General features: G+C 57.4%; 18 protein-coding genes and 1 riboswitch. Of the genes, 13 read left to right on the top strand and 5 right to left on the bottom strand.

The annotated features are described in order from the left end of the window. Positions 1 to 17: 17 nt before the first annotated feature. On the top strand, positions 18 to 1001 hold the full coding sequence (locus tag LOC68_RS04090) for a DUF1559 family PulG-like putative transporter (protein ID WP_315858845.1): 984 nt from the start codon (positions 18 to 20) through the stop codon (positions 999 to 1001). 100 nt (positions 1002 to 1101) lie between these two features. Further along, the gene (tadA, locus tag LOC68_RS04085; protein WP_230216048.1) at positions 1102 to 1602 is read left to right on the top strand and encodes a tRNA adenosine(34) deaminase TadA; all 501 of its coding nucleotides are present in this window, start codon (positions 1102 to 1104) and stop codon (positions 1600 to 1602) included. Positions 1603 to 1812: 210 nt separating this feature from the next. Here tadA and LOC68_RS04080 read toward each other — a convergent pair whose 3' ends face one another. Beyond that, a complete protein-coding gene (locus LOC68_RS04080; RefSeq protein WP_230216046.1) occupies positions 1813 to 3693 on the bottom strand; it encodes a TonB-dependent receptor plug domain-containing protein in 1881 nt (626 codons plus the stop codon). 108 nt (positions 3694 to 3801) lie between these two features. Beyond that, positions 3802 to 3977: riboswitch (cobalamin riboswitch) on the bottom strand. A 306-nt stretch (positions 3978 to 4283) separates the two neighbouring features. Here LOC68_RS04080 and LOC68_RS04070 point away from each other — a divergent pair. Further along, a complete protein-coding gene (locus tag LOC68_RS04070) occupies positions 4284 to 5255 on the top strand; it encodes a DUF1559 family PulG-like putative transporter (RefSeq protein ID WP_255671145.1) in 972 nt (323 codons plus the stop codon). Here LOC68_RS04070 and LOC68_RS04065 read toward each other — a convergent pair. Further along, complete coding sequence (locus tag LOC68_RS04065; protein ID WP_230216045.1) at positions 5252 to 5896, bottom strand: 3-keto-disaccharide hydrolase; 645 nt, start codon at positions 5894 to 5896, stop codon at positions 5252 to 5254. The genes LOC68_RS04070 and LOC68_RS04065 overlap by 4 nt on opposite strands. A gap of 77 nt (positions 5897 to 5973) precedes the next feature. Then, a complete protein-coding gene (locus LOC68_RS04060) occupies positions 5974 to 6930 on the bottom strand; it encodes an NAD-dependent epimerase/dehydratase family protein (RefSeq protein WP_230216043.1) in 957 nt (318 codons plus the stop codon). A gap of 107 nt (positions 6931 to 7037) precedes the next feature. Between LOC68_RS04060 and LOC68_RS04055 the strand changes: the two genes are divergently transcribed. Further along, a complete protein-coding gene (locus LOC68_RS04055; protein ID WP_230216041.1) occupies positions 7038 to 7436 on the top strand; it encodes a VanZ family protein in 399 nt (132 codons plus the stop codon). On the opposite strand, the gene LOC68_RS04050 is transcribed toward LOC68_RS04055, so the two are convergent. Then, positions 7433 to 8410 carry a UDP-glucuronic acid decarboxylase family protein gene (locus tag LOC68_RS04050; RefSeq protein WP_230216039.1) on the bottom strand — a complete coding sequence of 326 codons (978 nt, stop codon included), beginning with the start codon at positions 8408 to 8410 and terminating at the stop codon, positions 7433 to 7435. The two genes, LOC68_RS04055 and LOC68_RS04050, sit on opposite strands and share 4 nt — an antisense overlap. Positions 8411 to 8556: 146 nt before the next feature. Here LOC68_RS04050 and LOC68_RS04045 point away from each other — a divergent pair, with 146 nt between their 5' ends. The 5 genes from LOC68_RS04045 (at position 8557) to LOC68_RS04025 (ending at position 12231) form a co-directional block, all read left to right on the top strand. Beyond that, positions 8557 to 9510 carry an endonuclease V gene (locus LOC68_RS04045; protein ID WP_230216037.1) on the top strand — a complete coding sequence of 318 codons (954 nt, stop codon included), beginning with the start codon at positions 8557 to 8559 and terminating at the stop codon, positions 9508 to 9510. Positions 9511 to 9642: 132 nt separating this feature from the next. Further along, on the top strand, positions 9643 to 10389 hold the full coding sequence (locus LOC68_RS04040) for a hypothetical protein (RefSeq protein ID WP_230216035.1): 747 nt from the start codon (positions 9643 to 9645) through the stop codon (positions 10387 to 10389). Positions 10390 to 10460: 71 nt separating this feature from the next. Further along, positions 10461 to 11408: a DUF6807 domain-containing protein gene (locus LOC68_RS04035; protein ID WP_230216034.1), complete on the top strand. Its 948-nt coding sequence runs from the start codon at positions 10461 to 10463 to the stop codon at positions 11406 to 11408. Positions 11409 to 11641: 233 nt separating this feature from the next. Beyond that, positions 11642 to 11935, top strand: a complete 294-nt coding sequence (locus LOC68_RS04030; protein ID WP_230216032.1) for a hypothetical protein — start codon at positions 11642 to 11644, stop codon at positions 11933 to 11935. Positions 11936 to 12045: 110 nt separating this feature from the next. Continuing rightward, complete coding sequence (locus LOC68_RS04025) at positions 12046 to 12231, top strand: carbon storage regulator (protein ID WP_230216030.1); 186 nt, start codon at positions 12046 to 12048, stop codon at positions 12229 to 12231. 165 nt (positions 12232 to 12396) lie between these two features. Here the strand turns inward: LOC68_RS04025 and LOC68_RS04020 are convergent, their stop codons facing one another. Further along, positions 12397 to 12621, bottom strand: a complete 225-nt coding sequence (locus tag LOC68_RS04020; RefSeq protein ID WP_230216028.1) for a hypothetical protein — start codon at positions 12619 to 12621, stop codon at positions 12397 to 12399. A 552-nt stretch (positions 12622 to 13173) separates the two neighbouring features. Between LOC68_RS04020 and LOC68_RS04015 the strand changes: the two genes are divergently transcribed. The 4 genes from LOC68_RS04015 (at position 13174) to LOC68_RS04000 (ending at position 18192) form a co-directional block, all read left to right on the top strand. Continuing rightward, a complete protein-coding gene (locus LOC68_RS04015; protein WP_230216026.1) occupies positions 13174 to 13593 on the top strand; it encodes a secondary thiamine-phosphate synthase enzyme YjbQ in 420 nt (139 codons plus the stop codon). Between the two features lie 207 nt (positions 13594 to 13800). Further along, positions 13801 to 14769, top strand: a complete 969-nt coding sequence (locus LOC68_RS04010) for a DUF1559 domain-containing protein (protein WP_230216024.1) — start codon at positions 13801 to 13803, stop codon at positions 14767 to 14769. After that, positions 14769 to 17252 carry a cytochrome-c peroxidase gene (locus tag LOC68_RS04005; RefSeq protein ID WP_230216022.1) on the top strand — a complete coding sequence of 828 codons (2484 nt, stop codon included), beginning with the start codon at positions 14769 to 14771 and terminating at the stop codon, positions 17250 to 17252. The genes LOC68_RS04010 and LOC68_RS04005 overlap by 1 nt, the downstream gene beginning before the upstream one ends. Before the next feature lie 25 nt (positions 17253 to 17277). Then, positions 17278 to 18192, top strand: coding sequence for an ADP-ribosylglycohydrolase family protein (locus tag LOC68_RS04000; protein ID WP_230216020.1), 915 nt, complete (start codon positions 17278 to 17280; stop codon positions 18190 to 18192).

Here is an 18192-nt window from a genome sequence, read left to right as displayed (position 1 = left end):
CACGCAGAGGATATGTCATGTCTTCTCCGCTTCGTCGCGGTTTTACGCTCGTTGAGTTGCTGGTCGTAATCACGATCATTGGCATTTTGGCGGGGTTGTTGCTTCCAGCGGTCTCCATCGCTCGTGAAGCGGCACGCAACGCCTCTTGCAAGAACAACATGAAGCAGCACGGTTTGGCCGTGGCGAGCTTTCAATCGGCGAAACAAAAGATGCCGCCGGCGATGGCGTTTGTGCCGGTTGCCGGAGCACATGTCTATGGGACGACCCCCATCGTCAACTGGCCCGTTCCGCTGCTGTCGGAATTTGGGCGTAACGACTTGTCAGACTTGTATAGCGAGCAGTATCGCACCGCCACTGCAGGATCCGCGATCGCCATTCTTGATGGACAAGTTCTCGAATTCTTGGTCTGCCCGAGCGACCCCGTCGACGTTGTGGGGGCTACCTCGAACCCGCTTAGCTATTTCGTGAACGGCGGGATTCATAATCAGTATGGATTCACCACGACCACGAGCGTCGAAATCGAAGCGAATGGCGCATGGAGCGACAACGCGATTAGCTCCGGCAATATGACGGCGCTGCTCGATCGGATGAAAGATGGCGCCTCGAACACGATCCTGGTCGCTGAACGAGTCCAGACGAGCTTGCCGATCAAATGGAATTTCGTCAACTCCGTTCAAATTCCCAGCGACTTTGAAGCGGCGATTCTCTGGAATAGCACGAACTGTGACGCTGGCATGATTCCGGTCAATAGCACGTTGGCGTCTGGCGCAGTCCCTTCGGCAACCAATTCGCTTCCGTCCAGCAATCACTTTGGCGGCGTCAACGTCTGCTTTGTCGATGGCTCGGTAAAGTTCCTGGATGAGAACGTCGACGGTACGGTGCTCGGTCGACTCATGTCGTCAAACGGCGCCAAAGCGAACGAAACCCCCAACATGTCCGGCGCCGCTCCGAATCCGCCGTGGCAGATCTGGCCGATCAAGGGTACGGAATTGAGTCTGTAACCGTTCCCCGTTATCTCGGGACCATGGTTTTTCAGTACAATTGCAGCGTCCTCTTCTCACGAGAGGACGCTTTTTTTGTTTTTAAAAGTTGCCTGATCGCATGATTGATACCGTCGAACCACGTCCGTTCGAGTTCCCCTCGTTCCACCAGATCTTCATGCATCAGGCGCTCGAACTGGCCGAGCAGGCGGCGCGCGAAAAAGAAGTGCCTGTCGGCGCCATTATCGTCCATGACAATCGAGTCATCGCCGCCGCCTACAATCAGCGCGAAACGTTGCATGATCCCACCGCGCACGCGGAGATGATCGCAATCACGCAAGCAGCCGAATCGCTGCAAAACTGGCGGCTGGAAGAGTGCACGTTGTATGTGACGCTTGAGCCTTGCCCGATGTGCGCCGGCGCCATCCTGCAAGCGCGTATCCCGACGGTCGTCTTCGGCGCGGTCGATCCGAAAGCCGGCGCCGTCACGTCGCTCTACAGCCTTCTGAACGACTCACGGCTGAATCACCGCTGCGAAGTGATCCCCGGCATTCTTGCGCCACAATGCGGAGCGGTGCTGACCGAGTTCTTCCGGGCTCGACGAGCCGAAGGGAAGAAGTAAAGCTTCATTAGTAGCCCGAAGCGCAAGCGAGGGAAATGCGTTGGGCTAAAAGACGAATGTCGAAACCAGAATGTCGAAGGAAAGAGAGTTCGTCATTCGAGCTTCGACATTCGTCATTTACTTTGCGACCGCATTTCCCTCGCTTGCGCTTCGGGCTACGAAAGAAAACAGGCCCGCAGATAGTTACTGCGGGCCTGCGTCCCTTATCGATTAGTAAACCACACGTAGCCCCGTGTAGGCGCCGATCCCTAAGGTCCCGAAGCCGGGGACTTCTTCGTAGTCCTTGTCGAACAAGTTGTCGATGCGGCCGACCAAGGTGACGTCCTGCGCCAGGTCGTACGTTCCGCTGACGTTCACGGTGATGTACGACGGCAGCGGTCCGGTCGTATCAAACCGGTTGTCGACGTACAACAAGTAGAGATTGACCGTCGCATCGCAGGCGACTTGACGTTCGATTCCCAGCGTCGCCTTGTTGCGTGGGCGTCGCTGCAGCGGGCGATCGTTGTCATAGTCGTACGTGTCGGTCAGCGTGTAGGTCGCGCGGAGGTCCGTCCGCTCGTCCCAACCCCAAACGCCAACCACTTCGACTCCGCTCGAACGAGCTCGGCCGATGTTCTCGAGCGAGAATGTTGCGAAGTCGAACGCGATCAAGTCTTCAAAGTCGTTGCGATAGTAGGTCACGTCAACCGAGCCACGACGATCGAAGACGTACTTGGTGACGCCAGCATCCCAGCCTTGGCTACGTTCAGGTCGCAGATTCGGATTGCCAAACGGAAAAAGGTTTTCGGCAAGCGACGGCGCCCGGAAACCGGTACCGATACTGCCGTGAATCTCCGCCCCCATTTCCCACACGTCGATCAAACCGGTGAAACGATAGGTCTGGGCCGTTCCCGCAACGCTATGATCGTCCCAGCGAACGCCGGCGGTGCCATAGAAACGATCGCCAAGTTGATACTGGTCTTGCAGATAGACGCCCGACAAATACTGGCTGACCCGCGGCGTCGACGTGTTTGACGCCTCTTCATTCAGATGATTGACGCCAACGGAGAAGATATTGTCTTCCAGCAGCAGCATGTTCAGCTGGTATTCAAATTGCCGAGTCCGACCGTTGTACTGCGGGTCAAAGAAGCCAGGATCGGTGTCCACTCGTTTGTAGTCGGTGTGATCGAGCGCAACGCGGTGTTCGATCATGCCGTCGAGCTGAAACGACTGGAGCTGGATCTTCTCGTAGAAGACGTCACTCAGGTTCGAACGAATCAAGTTGTCGACCGGCAGCGCGCCGAACGGCTGATCGTCGACCGCCGCATGGACGTCCGCGTAACGAAAGACATAGTCGACGTTGAGCAGTTCCGACGGAGTCCAGCCGTACCTCCCCGAGATGGTGCCGTTGTAATAGCCGTCTCGTTCCGGATTGCCATTGGCGAACTGGGCCGCGCTACAGCCATCGGTCCCTTGATAGCCGATGCTGGTCGAGTGATAAAAGCGATCGTTACCGCCGCTCGCCGTAACGCTGGTGTTGGAAGAGTTGAAGCTTCCTCCTTCCACCAAGGCGGTAACGGTAGTCGGGCCTTCGCCGCGTTTGGTGACGATGTTGATCACGCCGCCGATCGCGTCGGAACCGTAGAGCAAGCTTTGCGGGCCGCGTAACACTTCGATCCGTTCGATGTTTTGCGTCGACAAGGTCGAGAAGTCGAAGCTGCGTCCGGCATTGCTCGGATCGTTGATCGGAATGCCGTCGAGAATCACCTTGGTATGCTGCGAGTTGGCGCCGCGGATGAAGACCGAGGTGACGCCGCCCGGTCCGCCGGTTCGGACCACGTTGAGCCCTTCCACTTGCCGCAACACCTCGGCGACGGTCGTTTGTTGGGTTCGCTGAATTTCTTCAGCGGTGATGACCGTCACGCTACTGCCGGTCTTGCCGACGGCGACCGTCGTTCCAGTCGGCGTGATCGCGGCGTCATCCGGTAACGGATTGGCGGGAAAGGAGTCGAGCCGTCCGACCACTTCGACTTCGGGCAAGGTCATCTCTTGCTCCGAATTGTCGAGCGGCGCGATCTCGGTCTCGGCCAGGGGAGATTCAGGTTCCGGCATTTGAGCCGGGAGCGTGGTTGGTAACCACGAGAGACATGCGGCTACTGCGCATGCCGAAGTCCAGCGAAATCGCATCGTTTCCCTTCCCTCGAGGAAAAACTTGATTCGAATAGTGACTTCGCCGGACCAGATATCCTGGCTCCGATTCGTTCTACTGGCCCTCCTTCCCAACCCTAACGGACCGTTAAGGTCAGTGGTTTTTCGGGGCGTTCGTCCTCGTTACAGTCGCGGGGCGGCGGGAGCTTTTCACTCCGCTTCCCTGAAATCCGGCGAAACGTGCGTCCTTGCTCGTTTCCCAGGCTTATGCGGAAAACGTAGATTGACGCATGAGTCATCGGCTTTTTCCTATCCTGCGGGTTACTCGAATTCTTCCCATTTTGAAGCCTGCGGAGGATATGTCAGCATTCTGTGGAGAATTTCCCTTACCATCTGGGGTTCAGGGGGCCGGAATTCCCGCTAACGCGATCCAATGTCTGGACTTAGGCGCACGGTTTTGACAAAATGAAGTTCTGGCAAGGCTTTTCCTGCGCTAGCTTCCCTTCTCCCTTTTCCTCATGCTGGCTTTTCGCGCTTATCACGGAGCGAAGCGAATGTCTCTGGCTCGTCGCGGTTTCACCCTCGTGGAATTATTGGTCGTTATCGCCATCATCGGCATCTTGGCAGGCTTGCTGTTGCCCGCGGTAAACTATGCGCGCGAAACCGCGCGACAAACGACTTGTCTTAATAATCAAAAGCAATTAGCGCTGGGCGTGACGCAATTCACGATCAACAAAAAGCACTTTCCGGGTTATGTCGAGCCAATGAATGTGGCGAATGACCAGACCTGGATTCAAGCGATCTTTCCGTATGTCGAACAAACCGCACTTTCCGAAAACTGGAGTTCCTACACCGGTACTGTCACACCGCCCCCCAGCACCTTGACTCCTCGGATTAACCTGTTGATTTGCCCCAGCAATCGCGAAGACTGGCTCGGTGCATTCAATTCGTACTGCGCAAACGGCGGCAGGGCGAGTCAGGGCATCCTCGCTTCGACCGGCGTCTATACCATGGAAGGATCGGAAAACGGCATCTTCGCATATCGCGGCAGTCTGGCGCCCAGTACGCCGAAGCCGAAAATCACGGACGCATCCATTAAGGATGGGCTCAGCAATACGCTGTTGCTTTCAGAGAACCTGCAGGCATCCGATTGGTATGTACTCGCGCCAACGCTCCAAGTCGTTGGTACACCTCCTCCAGCTCCTCCAGCGACCTACGGGCTAAAAAGTGGAGTCGTGATGTCATGGTTCACCAGCGGAGCGACCGTCGTGAATCCCCCATCGGCCACTTGGATGTCGATCAACGGCGATAAGTACGATCTTGCTCGCGGTTCGGCGCCTCGACCTTCTTCAGAACATCCCAGCATCGTCATCGCTGCGATGGGAGACGGCTCCGCTTTTAGACTCTCGGAAAAGATCAGCTACTTGGTTTACGCTCAGTTGCTCGTCACGGATGCGACGAAAGTTCGCGCCGGCGGATCTGGCCCGCTGACCTACATCCTGAACGAATCGGACTACAAGAACTAGTCCGCTTTCTTCGGCAGTTCGCGAATCTCGATCTTCCGCAGCGCCGCGGTCGTTTGCCAGGCCGAGAAACCGAGCGGCTGCGAATCGGTCACTTCATTGCGGGTCGTGATTTTGCGATCCTTGATGTTCTGATCGATCGTCAGTTTGTCGTCGATCCAGGCTTGGATCTTCTCCGGCGTCACCTTCAGGCGAAAGCGATACCAACGGTTGTCGTCGAACCCGATGTACTTGGTCGTTTCGTTCTGCGATGCGTCATTGCCGTCGATGCTCGACAGCCCAACGACCGCGCCGCCCCAGCCGGCGTTAATCCAGCTGCAAAACGAATCGCCGACCGGAAAGGTAAGTCCGGCGAAAAAGTCGATTCCTTCCAGGCGTTTCGCCTCGAAGCGGATTTCGTAGTTTGTCTTCGGCGGCTTCTTTTGATAGGTAACGCCGGTCAGACTGACTCCCTGCGCCATGATGATCGCGCCATCCTCGACGGTGACCTCCCCTTCCCCGCCAAAGTTGACCGGCTTCCAGTCTCCCAGGTTCTTGCCGTCAAACAGCGAACGCCACGGTTGCTCTTCCGCATGCGCCATAGCGCCGACGGAGAGTAGAACGAGCAAAGCGCAAGCGAATAAGGATTGAGCGCGAACCGACATCAGGACGCCTCCGGTGAGAATGCGGAAAGGTAGGAAATCGATATCAGGATAACCGGCGGCGCAGCGAAAGCCAAATTCTAGCCGTACCACGATTGGAACCACTCGACGTACTCGCGAATCCCGGCTTCGATCGGCACTTGCGGGTGGTAGTTCAGCAGGTGATGCGCTTTGTCCAAATTGGCGAACGTCACCGGCAGATCTTCCGGCCGCTCGGGAAGCTTCTGGATGTTCGCCTTTTTACCGAACGCCGATTCCAACAAGGCGATCAGCCCCCGCATTTCGATCGGATCGCTATGCCCCAAATTGATCGTCTCGCCAACCACATTCTCGGCCGTCAATGCCGAGATCAACCCGTCGCAGATATCGCTGACGTGGGTAAAGTCGCGGCGGATCGTCCCGTCGCCAAACAGCGGAATCGTCGCGCCGGTATGGATCGCTTTGGCGAAGATCGTCAGGGCCAAGTCAGGCCGCAGCCGCGGACCGTAGACGCTGAACGGACGCAAGCATACGACCGGCGTCCCATGCAGTTCGGCGTAGCAGAGCCCCAACAATTCGGCCGCACGCTTGGTAGCCCCATAAGGACTAGCCGGAACTCCGTGGTGCGAATCTTCATGAAACGGAATCGCCGCGCCGCGGCCATAAACGGTCGAAGAGGAGGCGAGCAGGAACCGCTTCACCGGGTGGCGACGGACCGTCTCGAGCAAGTTGAGCGTCCCGCCGACATTCGTATGCTGGTAAATGTGGGGCTCAGCGACGCTGACCCGCACGCCGGCGTACGCGCCGAGATGGACGACTGAATCGATCCGGTGCGTGGTGAACAGGTTCTCCATGGCGCCGGGATCGCAAAAATCGGTTTCGATTTGCGTCACGCGGGGCTCATTATCGAACCGGGCGGCGTTCGCTCGCTTCAGGGCCGGATCATAGTAGTCGTTGAAATTGTCGATGCTGATCAGATCGTCGCTCGATCGGGCGAGCAGACGCTCGATCAAGTGACTGCCGATAAATCCGGCCCCGCCGGTGATTAGAATCGCCACGGCTCCAATTGCTCCTTGCGTATGTATTACAATAGGGACTTGCGGGCGAGCGATCCTCGCATCGGCCCAGTCGAGTCGTATTTCTTCACTTTTAACTTGTCATCTGCATGAATCGCCTTGTCGCCGCCCGTTGGTATATCCTGGCCGGAGCGCTCTGGCTCTCTGCGTTCGTCGCAACCCACTGGCCCGGCGAACGTTTTCCAACCCTCTTACGGGGCTGGGAAAACTGGGACAAAGCGATTCACTTTTCGATGTTCGTCGTGCTTGGTTTGATCCTGTCGGTGATCGCCGGTCGGTTCAGCAAAATTGGCCCGTTGTTCGTCTGGCCGGTCCTCGCCGCCTATGGTTTGCTTGATGAAGTGACTCAATCGTTCGTGCCGGGGCGAACCTGCGACGGACTGGACTGGATGACCGATTGCCTGGGAGCCGCGGTCGGCGTCGGACTATACTTCCTTTTCGCGCGGCTTCGCAATCCGGAACCGGCCGAGACTCCTCTCTCCGATTAGTCGTGGTTTGGGGTCGGCGGACGATAGTGCGACATATTAATGTTGCGGAACCAATCGATCGTCGCTTTCAGCCCCTCTTCGAGTTGAATCTTCGGTTCCCAGCCCAACTTCTCTTTCGCCAGGCGAATGTCAGGCTGACGTTGTAACGGGTCGTCTTCCGGCAGCGGCTTATGGATGAATTTTGACGTTGCGCCGGTGTGCTTCACGACCAACTCCGCCAACTGGCGAATCGTGAACTCGTGCGGATTGCCAATGTTCACCGGGCCAATGAAGCCGGCGTCGCTATTCATCATGCGAATCATCGCTTCGACCAGGTCGTCGCGATAGCAGAACGAACGGGTCTGGCTGCCGTCGCCGTAGAGCGTGATCGATTCGTTGTTGATCGCCTGGCGGATGAAGTTTGAGACGACGCGGCCGTCGTACGGATGCATCCGCGGACCATACGTATTAAAGATCCGCACGATCTTGATCTCGACCCGGTTCGAGCGGTGATAATCCATGAAGAGCGTTTCAGCGACGCGTTTTCCTTCGTCGTAACAGGCCCGCGGTCCGATTGGATTGACGTTGCCGCGATACGCTTCGGTCTGCGGATGAATTTCGGGATCGCCGTAGACTTCGCTGGTCGACGCTTGCAGAATGCGAGCGCGACAACGCTTGGCCATCCCCAAGACGTTGATCGCTCCCATCACGGAAGTCTTCGTCGTCTTGATCGGGTTGTATTGGTAGTGTCCCGGCGCGGCGGGACAAGCGAGATTGTAAATCTCATCAACTTCCAACCAGATCGGCATCGTGATATCGTGCCGGATGAATTCGAAGTTGTGATAATCGAGCAGGCGTTCAATGTTCGCCTTTTGACTGGTGAAGAAGTTATCGAGACAAATGACGTCATGCCCCGCTTCGACAAGTCGCTCACAGAGGTGCGAACCGAGAAACCCGGCGCCTCCGGTAACGAGGATTCGCTTTAGTTGCGACACGCCGAATTCTCCTGGCTTTGCTGGCAATACATGTAGTGAAGTCTCTGAACTGATTATCGAAATCCACCGATCTGGAACAAGCCGTGCCTGACTTTTCGCAACTAGAGTCGCAGTTCCGGGCGCGGTTACCAGATATGAATAGTAATTTGCGCGACCGAATTGCCCAAATCCCGGTCGGAAAAGTAGCGACTTACGGGCAAATCGCCGCTTCGCTGGGAGATCGCTTGGCGAGCCGCTGGATTGGGGAGCAACTGCTGCACGGGCCGGCAGCCCAGCAGCCAGCGGCCCATCGCGTGGTCCGCGCCGGCGGCGAACTGGGCCTTTTCCACACCGGCGACCCGACCGACAAACAAAGGTTGCTGGAATCGGAAGGGGTCGTCGTGGTCGACGGCAAGGTGAACCTGGCCGAATATGAGTTTTGCGAGTTTGCGGGAACTGCTCCGTTAGCCGACCTGCGCAAGTGGCAGCAAGAACTGGCGGAGCGGAATCGCTTGAGCGAGATGAAGCGAGGGCCCGCACTGGTAGCTGGACTCGACGTTTCTTATGACGGCGATGATGGCGTCGTCGCCTACGTCTTATTCGACTACGCGACGCGCGAAATGGTTTGGTCGCATATCACGAGACAGCCAGTACTCTTTCCTTATATTACGTCTTATCTTTCGTACCGCGAGTTGCCGCTTCATTTGTCGGTGCTGGCTACCGCGATGCAAGCTAGTCGAATCGCCGACTTGTTGATGATCGACGGCAGCGGCATCCTTCATCCGCGCCGCAGCGGCATCGCCAGCATGCTTTCGGCTTTGACGGGACTGCCGACAATTGGCGTCACCAAAAAGCACCTCTGCGGTTCCTATTTGGCGAGCGATCTCTCGGCCGATCGCTTTTGCGATTTGCACGTTGAAGAGAAAGCTGGCCCTACGAAGTTGGGGGCGGCGATTCTGCCGACGCGAAAAACGAAACGCCCGATCTTCGTCTCACCCGGCGGTCTGGTCAGCTGCGACCAGGCTGAAGCGCTGGTCTCTCACTTCATGGTCGGCAAACGTTTACCGACGCCGATCGCTGCAGCCGATCGTCTAAGTCGCCAATCGATCACCACTGGTTAGCCCCGATAGCGGAGCTATCACGGCGAACCAGTCGGCTCTGGAATCGGGGTGGACGCGCTGGCGGGCTATTCGGTACTCTCCGCGACGATTTTTCCCGTCGCCCCCAAGGTTTCGCTAACCGAGGAAGAGAAAATGTTGCGTAATTGGCTTGCGATCGTCGTTTGCATCCTGTCGACCGGCTCGGTACTGGCCGCCGATTTTCAGGTCACCAATACGATCTTCGTCGACAACGATATGCAACCGTTCATGACGACGCAGACCATCTTCAAAGAGAACGTCGTCTACGATTATTCCCTCGGCCAAGTGGGGCAGGCGATGATCATCGACTTTGATGCGAACCGCGTGACGCTCCTCGATCCGCAACGCAAACGTCAGCTATCGCTCGACATTCGTGAAATCATCGAAACGTCGACCTACATGCGGACGCATCTCGATTTGAAAAAGCCGCTGCTGACCTTCTGCAACAAGCCGCAGTTTCAGGTCCAAAACGAGCCGCAAAACAATCGCGTCGTCTTCGGCGGAAACCCACTCACCTACGATCTGACGACGCAGCCGATCACCGACAAGCGAATCGTGCAGGATTACGCTCGCTTCTGCGACTGGTCGGCCGATATCAACTTCGCTTATTCGGCCGGACTGCCGGCTCAGGCTCGAAAAGAAGTGAACGGCTATTTCAGCCAGAATAACGTCCTGCCGGTCGAGATTCGTCGCGTCATTCGGGACGCCAATCCAGCCGCCAATAACACGGTCCGCAGCCAGCACGTCTATCGCTGGACTCTGAACCAAACCGACCTGGTCACGGTGCAGCATCTGCGGGATCAGCAGGCCCAGTTCGAGAAAGTGACGCTGACCGACTGGATTCAAGGGCAGGCAAAGTAGCACGGCCAGTTTCTAGCGATTAGGATAGACGACAGTCTGTCGCTATCCCGCCTCACTAGGAATTGCCCGCCATGAATCGTTTTCTCGCTGCGCTAGCGTTGCTGGCCGCACCGCTCTGCGCCGCTTCCGCGCTTTCCGCCGAAGTCACCGTCAAGGAAACGGCCGATGGCGCCGACGTCTTGATCGACGGCGAACTTTTCACCCGCTATCTGAAAAAATCGGGCGCCAAGCCGATTCTTTACCCCATTATCGGCCCGGCCGATATGCAAATGACCCGCAACTATCCGATGACGGAAGCGGGCCCCGACGAAAAGAACGACCATATCCACCATCGCTCGTTCTGGTTCACTCATGGCGAGGTGAACGATACCGACTTCTGGGCCGAAACCGGCGACAAGCTCGGAACGCAGGAACATACGGCGTTCAAGAAGCTCGCCAGCGGTCAGGAAGGTGTGATCGTCGCCGACTGCGATTGGGTCGACCACAACGGCAAGAAGATCTTGAAGGACGAGCGGACCTACAAGTTCGGCGTTCTCGGCGACGCTCGCTATATCGATCTCGACGTCACGCTGACGGCGACAGACGCTCCTGTCAAGTTTGGCGATACCAAAGAAGGCTCGTTCGGGATTCGCGTCGCCGGCACGATGAAAGTCGAAGCGAAGAAGGGGGGCGAGATCGTCAACAGCCACGGAGACAAAGACGTCAAAGCGTGGGGCAAGCCGGCCCCTTGGGTCGACTATCACGGCCCGGTTGGCGACAAGAAAGGGGGCGTTGCGATTCTCGAACATCCGAGCAGCTTCCGTGCTCCGACCTATTGGCACGTTCGCACCTATGGATTGTTCGCCGCCAACCCATTCGGCCTGCATGACTTCAAAGGGGACAAGTCACTAGACGGCTCCTACACCCTCTCGCCGGGCGAGTCGATCAAGTTCTCCTATCGCGTCCTACTACACGCCGGTGACGAGAAGGATGCTGACGTTGCTGGCGCTTTTGAGGCCTATCAAGCGACGAAAAAGTAGCCTCTGCCGCGACAATCTTTAGCCGTTCTTCAAGCTCTACGAGAGAAATCTCGTAGAGCTTTGGCTTGCGCTGAAGAACATCAAAAAACATCCAAACTACCGAGTCTTCCTCGTAAAACTTCACAGCCCAGTCTGCCGATAGTTACCTGTACGACCAAGCCTCCCAAACATCCCAGTCATTGCCTTCTGCGCATCCAAGCAGGCGATGACCTCGCTAGGAGTTGATATACCACATGAGTAATTCGTTCCCGTGTTTTACGCGTTTGGAACATCTCCGTCAGTACGTTTATGAAATGCTTTGCCAACAGGAACATCTCGAACCCGGCGTCTTCCCTATGACCGAACGCGTGCTTGTCCGCTCCGGCGATCCTTGCGGAATTTACTTCTGCTTGCATGGACCGCGTAGCGTCAAATGCACGGCCATCTGGGAAACCGAAACCAACTCGATCTTGTTCTATGGAGCGAGCGGCGAGCGATTCCTCAGAACGCACCTGACGGCGGCGCCCGCGCTGCAAAATGCTGCTTAAGAAACAGGGCACAAAGTCAACGCAGACGGAATTGCTTGACATTGGGCCGAAAATTCTCAAACTATACATTTGATCACATATCCACCTGACACCTAAGAAGGCTCTCGATAATGTTGGTACTTTCGCGCAAGGAAGGCGAACGGCTGAAACTCGGCGACTCAATCGTTATCACCGTGGTGAAAGTGGCGGGCGACAAGGTCCGCCTCGGGATTGAAGCTCCACCGAATGTGCTGGTGCTTCGCGACGAGCTTGAGCTGCATGAGCAGGAATCGGAATCGATCGCTCCGGCCGCCTAGTAAGAAGGCTGACGGCCGGTAATCGGGTCAGACGATCGACGGGTCCTCGAGACTCGTCGATCTACGACAGGCCCGCTCCGCGATTTCCCAGAACGCGGAGCGCAAAAAGAAAGGGCGCCGACTTTTCATGGCGCCCCTACGTTACAAGTTGTTCGCTCCGTCCGCTTACTCGCGGGGGCGAATCGCTCCGGTCAAACCGGAGTAGTCACAGCGATCGTCTTGGTGCCACAGCGGCAGGCCAAGCTCAACGCGACGGCGCAGGATTTCGATCTTTTCAGGAGATCCGGCCGGGGCGCTGGTCGCCGAGAATTCTTCCGAAGCGTCCGGGACGAAATCTTCGTCGTGGCCATACTTCAGAATCGCATCGAAAACGTTACGAATTTTCTGCATCGAACTAACTCTTCCTCCAAACGACATGGGGCCTCGCCTCCCTCACATCTGGAGACGAGCGGCATTCGCGCGTACCGCGAACGCAACCTATCACTAACTCGGCAAAATGCGGCGTCCGCTCCATTCCGGTCGAGCGATTCCGCAGAAAATACGCCTTCTCACATGAACGGCGTACCACTTCGTCGCCATTGCACTTCCGTGAGTCGGCGATTGGCGCCCCTGGGACGCCTCGAAGGAGCGTTACATTATTTACGCACCCGGGGCAGTGTCAATAGAATTTATGGAAGGCTCGGGTACCCGCAGTTTCGCATCTAAGTTTTGACTTTTCAAACACTTCGGTTTCATGCGCAGAACCGCACTGGTGCTAGCTCCCCCTTGTGTCAAGGAGGCCCACTGACCTCCCCTTCACGCCTTCTTTATGGAATTATTACTTACCTACTGGGAGATTTTCGCCTACGCAAAATCTCCTGCTCCAGCAATACTGGCAAAGCTTGCGGATCGTACTGCCGCGCCCAAAAGCTAGCAAAAACTACCAAAAAGGACCTCTGATTCATGGCCTGGACTCAGCGGACGATAACATTGCCGGCGATGCCGCGCGGCTTTCATCTCATCACGCGTCACGTCGTCGATGCGCTTCCGCAAATGGCCTCGCTTCAGGTCGGACTGCTCCATGTCTTCATCCAGCACACCTCGGCGTCGCTGACGGTGAACGAAAACGCCGATCCCGACGTCCGGGTCGACCTGGAAATGGCCTTCTCGAAGATCGCCCCGGAAAGCTTTCCGTACGTCCACACGACGGAAGGCCCGGATGACATGCCGGCCCATATCAAAGCGGCGATGCTCGGCAGCAGCGTCTCGATCCCGGTCAGCGGCGGACGATTGGCGCTCGGAACCTGGCAGGGGATCTATCTCTGCGAGCATCGGGATCGCGGCGGAAGTCGCCGTTTAGTGCTGACCCTGCAAGGCGAATAGCGCTCGACAGGCGGAAACTCTTCTATCAGCGGCATTTGCGCAATTCCCCCACCAGTTTCTCTCGCTCTGGCAAGCATCGTGGGGATTGAATTAGGGAGGAAGTTTACTTAGGCTACAAACCTAACATTCATGAGACAGAGTCTCAGTAACCTCCGCAAGCCGCCGCCAGCACGCCAGAATCCCCCCGCCGAAAGAGAGAGTTTCGTCATGAGTCGTCGCGTTGGTTTTACGCTGGTCGAACTGCTTGTTGTGATCGCCATCATCGGCGTGTTGATTGGCTTGCTCCTTCCCGCGGTGCAGCAAGCTCGTGAAGCTGCACGCCGCATGCAGTGCATCAACAACTTGAAGCAAGTAGGCCTCGGAATGCAGAATTTCCACGCGGCGTATGACTGCTTCCCAACAAGCGTCTCAGGGAACGGCGCCGCACACTATTGGTGCGCCCAGATTCTCCCGTATATGGAGCAGAATCCCCTGGCCGACATCTACGACTACACGGTGAGTTTCAAAGACGTCAAGAATCGTGACGCGGTGCAATATCCGGTCCCCTTTATGCTTTGCCCTAGCACGCCAGGCAGCCCGATTCCGCACCCGAAGTTCAAAACGGCTACCTCTTCCAGTCCCGAAACCTGGGGCTCGATCGGTACGGACTATGCAGGCTCTTCGGGGCCGGCTAGCAGTCAGTGGAACAGCCCTGGCTACGTCAGCTATCCGAAACCGGGAACGATTGAAGGACTGTTTAACGGCAGCGTGAAACCGGGACAAAAGGGACGCCGCATTCGCGACATTACTGACGGAACTTCAAACTCGATCGGCTTCGTCGAAGCGGCCGCTCGTCCGCAAAAATGGCAAGGCCGCAAGATGGTCGACGGTTCGGGCGAACTGACCAGCGCTTCGAGCAATTACGTCTCCGTCTGCAGTTGGGCGGAAGGTAATCTGTTCGCCGTCCGCGGCTATGCTTACGACAGTTCGATCGCGGATGAGGATAGCCGCTGGTCCTATCCCGGTCCGCAAATGATTAACGGCTCGAACTACTACAGCATCTACGCATTTCATCCCGGCGGCGCCAACGTCGCGTTGGTCGATGGATCTGCTCGTTTTATTGGCGAAACCGCCAGTGCGGACGTGATCTGCTCGCTGCTGACGGTCGCCGGCGAAGAAGTGGTTGGAGAATACTAATGGCCGCAGGGGACGCATCCTGGAGCAAATTGCTGCGTGGGGCGATGGCGATTTTTTTCGTCAGCGCGTTCGTGCCAGCGCAATACGCGATGGCGCAGCAGCCCGCCGCAGCGTTTTATCCCGTCGGGCATTCGCTGGAAGGCTTGCCTGCGTCCGAACAATCGCAAGCGGTATATCACGCGGATGTCAATCATTCGCTAAACCGCTTGCATCATTTACTCTTCGTCGACCAACTCGTGCCGGAAGAAGTTCAGACGCAACTTCCGGGCGAGATGCAATCGGCCGGCGTCACGCCGCAGGAGTTATATCAAGGAAAGTGGTACTTCGGCAAACGAGCCGGGACCGACGCCGACCTGAAATATTTCGGCGGCGACGTTCGGGTCAGCCCGGTGCGTCAGTTTTCTACGGAAGAGCGCGCTGAACTAGTAAAACTGCTCGCCGAACTTTCATCGCCAGAACGACGAGAGGAGTTGATCGCGAGTCCGCTTCAGCAGTTGCTAGTGCAGTGGGATGTGATGAGCGTCTGGTGGCAGCTGGAAAAAGCGAACTCTGATGATCTGCAACTGCTGACGGCGATGGCCAGCGCCATTCGTTCGCTCGCCCTTGGGCGAGACGAAATCGAGCAGTTGCCAAGCGGCTTCGCACAGCTGCAGTCGCAATTTGAAAACTCGGCGCCGATTGCGACATCGAAGCCCTTCCTGCCAGACGACTTCGATCCTTCCGCGGCGACGGATAGTTCCCCCTGGCTGGAAATCGGTCGAAAGAGTTCCGCACTCTTTCAGGCCGAACGGACGCTGCACGCCTCGCATGTTTACTACAATTTCGGCGGCCGCAACGAAACGAAAGACTTGCTCGCTGCGATCCAAGCAGGCGACGACGTTTCGCCGAACCCGCCGGGCACGATTCAAACCGCCCTGGTCCAAACGCTAGTTGTGGTCGATGACCAACTACGCCCCATCGCAACGCCGGTGATCGACGACATCCGCATTCGAATGTCGAATCCGTCGACCGATCAAAACGCGCTCGACGCAAGCAGCAGCCGCGACGGCTCCAGCCACTGGATCTTTCGCCGCACGCGCGCTGGGTCGATTCTCGATCCGGAACATCCCTTTCGCTTCGTCCCCGATACGGCGCAGGCGCTGTTCGTCGAGTATGGCAGCTTGAAACATGCGACCTACGCGGCGCAGTGTGCACTATGCCATCGCCTAACCAATGGGGGCGGACAAGCGCCGTTCGGCATTCGCTCCCTCTCCAAACATGCAGCCGCTCACATCGCGGCAGCCGACGAACGGACGCAACTGGCCGAGAGCGAAATGGCGGCAGTCGTTGAACGACTCCAATCGCGATTAAAGTCGGTCGCTCCATCGGTCGCATCGACGCGACTTCCCCCTCGCCCGGAAAAATCAGCGGCGGAACTTGCCGAGTTGGCCGAGAAACTCCGCGAGGTTTACTCGCAATCGCCCGACACATGGCCGGCTCCGACCGTCGACGCCGGCGTCGAATGGCGCGAGATCGGGCTGCTTCCGGAGGTAACGCATCCTGCGGAGAATCCGCACAACGACGCGAAGGAACAGCTCGGCAAAGCCCTCTTCTTTGATCCGCGACTTTCCGGGAGCGGGCAGATCGCTTGCGCTTCGTGTCATGATCCGGATCTCGCGTGGGGAGATGGTCGCACGACCAGTTTTGGGCATTCGCGGAAACTGCTGGGACGCAACGCTCCGTCGATTCGCTACGTTGCGTTTCAGGAGACGTTCTTCTGGGACGGCCGAGCCGAAACGCTCGCCGATCAGGCGATCGCCGTCTTCTTGAACCCCGACGAGATGCACGCGTCGGCCGAACATGTCGTCGAAACGGTCTCGGCTCACGCCGCCTATCGCGAACTGATGTGCGAAGCGTTTGGCGATGAACAGATCACGCTGGAGCGTGTCGCCCAGGCGATCGCCTGTTTTGAGCGAACGATCATTCACGGTCGGACTCGGTTCGATGCGTTCCTGCAAGGGAAGTCGGACATGATGTCCGACTCGGCGATTCGGGGGATGGATCTCTTCCGCCGCGACGCTCGCTGCATGAACTGCCACAACGGCCCGATGTTCAGCGATGGCAAATTCCACGAAGTAGGGCTCAGCTACTACGGCCGCAAGTATCAGGACCTGGGGCGCTACGCGACGACCGGCGAAACGGCCGACGTCGGCAAGTTCAAGACGCCGACCCTACGCGACGTGACGGCCACCACGCCGCTGATGCACAACGGACTATTCGAGCTTCCCGGCGTGCTAAACATGTATAATGCCGGCATGCCGACGATCAAGCGGAAGGAAGAGCAACTCGAAGACGAGCTCTTCCCCACCAAGTCGCCGCTGCTGAAGCCGCTCGGCTTGAACCGCCAAGACCTGGCCGACCTGGCTGCGTTTTTGTCGACGCTGGAAGAAGCGAAGCTAAGAGTTCGCCCACCGGAGCTGCCTGGGTTGCATCCGGCGCCGTAAACCAACGCCCCCCAGAGATTCGATCATGGACATGAAAACGCGTGCGGATCGAATCTTGGGCTGCCTGATGGGCGGGGCGATTGGAGATGCGATTGGCGCACATTACGAAGGATCGGCGCCGGTCTCCGGAACCGATCCCAACGAGTCCCCCAAGCCAATGTGGGAACTTGATCTATGCGTTACGGACGATACCCAACTGACGCTGGCGACCTGCGAAGCGATCGTCCAAGCAGGCCGAGTCGATCCCGATACGATTGCGGAGAGATTCGTCGCGTGGTTTCAAGCGAGACGAATCACCGGCATCGGTTCCAGCACGCTGAAAGCGCTGACGGAGCTGGCTGCCGGCGGTCATTGGGCTTTGGTCGGAGCATCGGGGGAACGCTCTGCCGGCAATGGAGCCGCGATGCGAATCGCACCGCTGGCGTTCTTTCTGGATCCGACCAGCGACGCCGATCGGCGGACGCTCCATGATGTTTGCCGAATCACGCATCGTAATGAGGAAGCGTACTGCGGGGCGCTCGCAATGCTGGCGTCGATTCGCTTAGCGGCGGAGGGAATCTCGCTCAAACAGGAGCTGTTGCCGCGTGTAGTCGAACTGCTACCCGACTCCGTCACGCGCGATCGGTTGAAACAGATCCACGTTGAGCGACTGAAACCTTTCGACGCTTTCAAGAGATTCGGCTCATCCGGGTACGTCGCCGATTCCGTCCCCGTAGCGCTCGCTCACGCAATTCAAAATCCCTTTATGATCACCGCAATGATGGGCGCCATTTGCGCGTCGGGAGGCGATACCGACACAATCGGCTCCATGGCGGGACAGATCGTTGGAGCGTCGAAAGGCGGCACCGGCCTTCAGAACGAACAAGGAATCTTTGAGTCTATCGATCTTGCTCAAGAAGTAACCAAATTGGCCAAATCGCTGGCCATGGTTCCCACTTAG

This window comes from Blastopirellula sediminis, assembly GCF_020966755.1.
Classification (GTDB): Bacteria; Planctomycetota; Planctomycetia; order Pirellulales; family Pirellulaceae; genus Blastopirellula; species Blastopirellula sediminis.
Note: the sequence above shows the minus strand (reverse complement) of the source record. Positions and strands in the feature narration are given on the sequence as shown.

Bases quoted from the DNA above. Each gene is read 5' to 3' on its own strand.
- LOC68_RS04090 (WP_315858845.1), top strand. From the start codon at position 18: ATGTCTTCTCCGCTTCGTCGCGGTTTTACGCTCGTTGAGTTGCTGGTC.
- tadA (WP_230216048.1), top strand. From the start codon at position 1,102: ATGATTGATACCGTCGAACCACGTCCGTTCGAGTTCCCCTCGTTCCAC.
- LOC68_RS04080 (WP_230216046.1), bottom strand. From the start codon at position 3,693: ATGCCGGAACCTGAATCTCCCCTGGCCGAGACCGAGATCGCGCCGCTC.
- LOC68_RS04070 (WP_255671145.1), top strand. From the start codon at position 4,284: ATGTCTCTGGCTCGTCGCGGTTTCACCCTCGTGGAATTATTGGTCGTT.
- LOC68_RS04065 (WP_230216045.1), bottom strand. From the start codon at position 5,896: ATGTCGGTTCGCGCTCAATCCTTATTCGCTTGCGCTTTGCTCGTTCTA.
- LOC68_RS04055 (WP_230216041.1), top strand. From the start codon at position 7,038: ATGAATCGCCTTGTCGCCGCCCGTTGGTATATCCTGGCCGGAGCGCTC.
- LOC68_RS04040 (WP_230216035.1), top strand. From the start codon at position 9,643: ATGTTGCGTAATTGGCTTGCGATCGTCGTTTGCATCCTGTCGACCGGC.
- LOC68_RS04035 (WP_230216034.1), top strand. From the start codon at position 10,461: ATGAATCGTTTTCTCGCTGCGCTAGCGTTGCTGGCCGCACCGCTCTGC.
- LOC68_RS04030 (WP_230216032.1), top strand. From the start codon at position 11,642: ATGAGTAATTCGTTCCCGTGTTTTACGCGTTTGGAACATCTCCGTCAG.
- LOC68_RS04025 (WP_230216030.1), top strand. From the start codon at position 12,046: ATGTTGGTACTTTCGCGCAAGGAAGGCGAACGGCTGAAACTCGGCGAC.
- LOC68_RS04020 (WP_230216028.1), bottom strand. From the start codon at position 12,621: ATGCAGAAAATTCGTAACGTTTTCGATGCGATTCTGAAGTATGGCCAC.
- LOC68_RS04015 (WP_230216026.1), top strand. From the start codon at position 13,174: ATGGCCTGGACTCAGCGGACGATAACATTGCCGGCGATGCCGCGCGGC.
- LOC68_RS04010 (WP_230216024.1), top strand. From the start codon at position 13,801: ATGAGTCGTCGCGTTGGTTTTACGCTGGTCGAACTGCTTGTTGTGATC.
- LOC68_RS04005 (WP_230216022.1), top strand. From the start codon at position 14,769: ATGGCCGCAGGGGACGCATCCTGGAGCAAATTGCTGCGTGGGGCGATG.
- LOC68_RS04000 (WP_230216020.1), top strand. From the start codon at position 17,278: ATGGACATGAAAACGCGTGCGGATCGAATCTTGGGCTGCCTGATGGGC.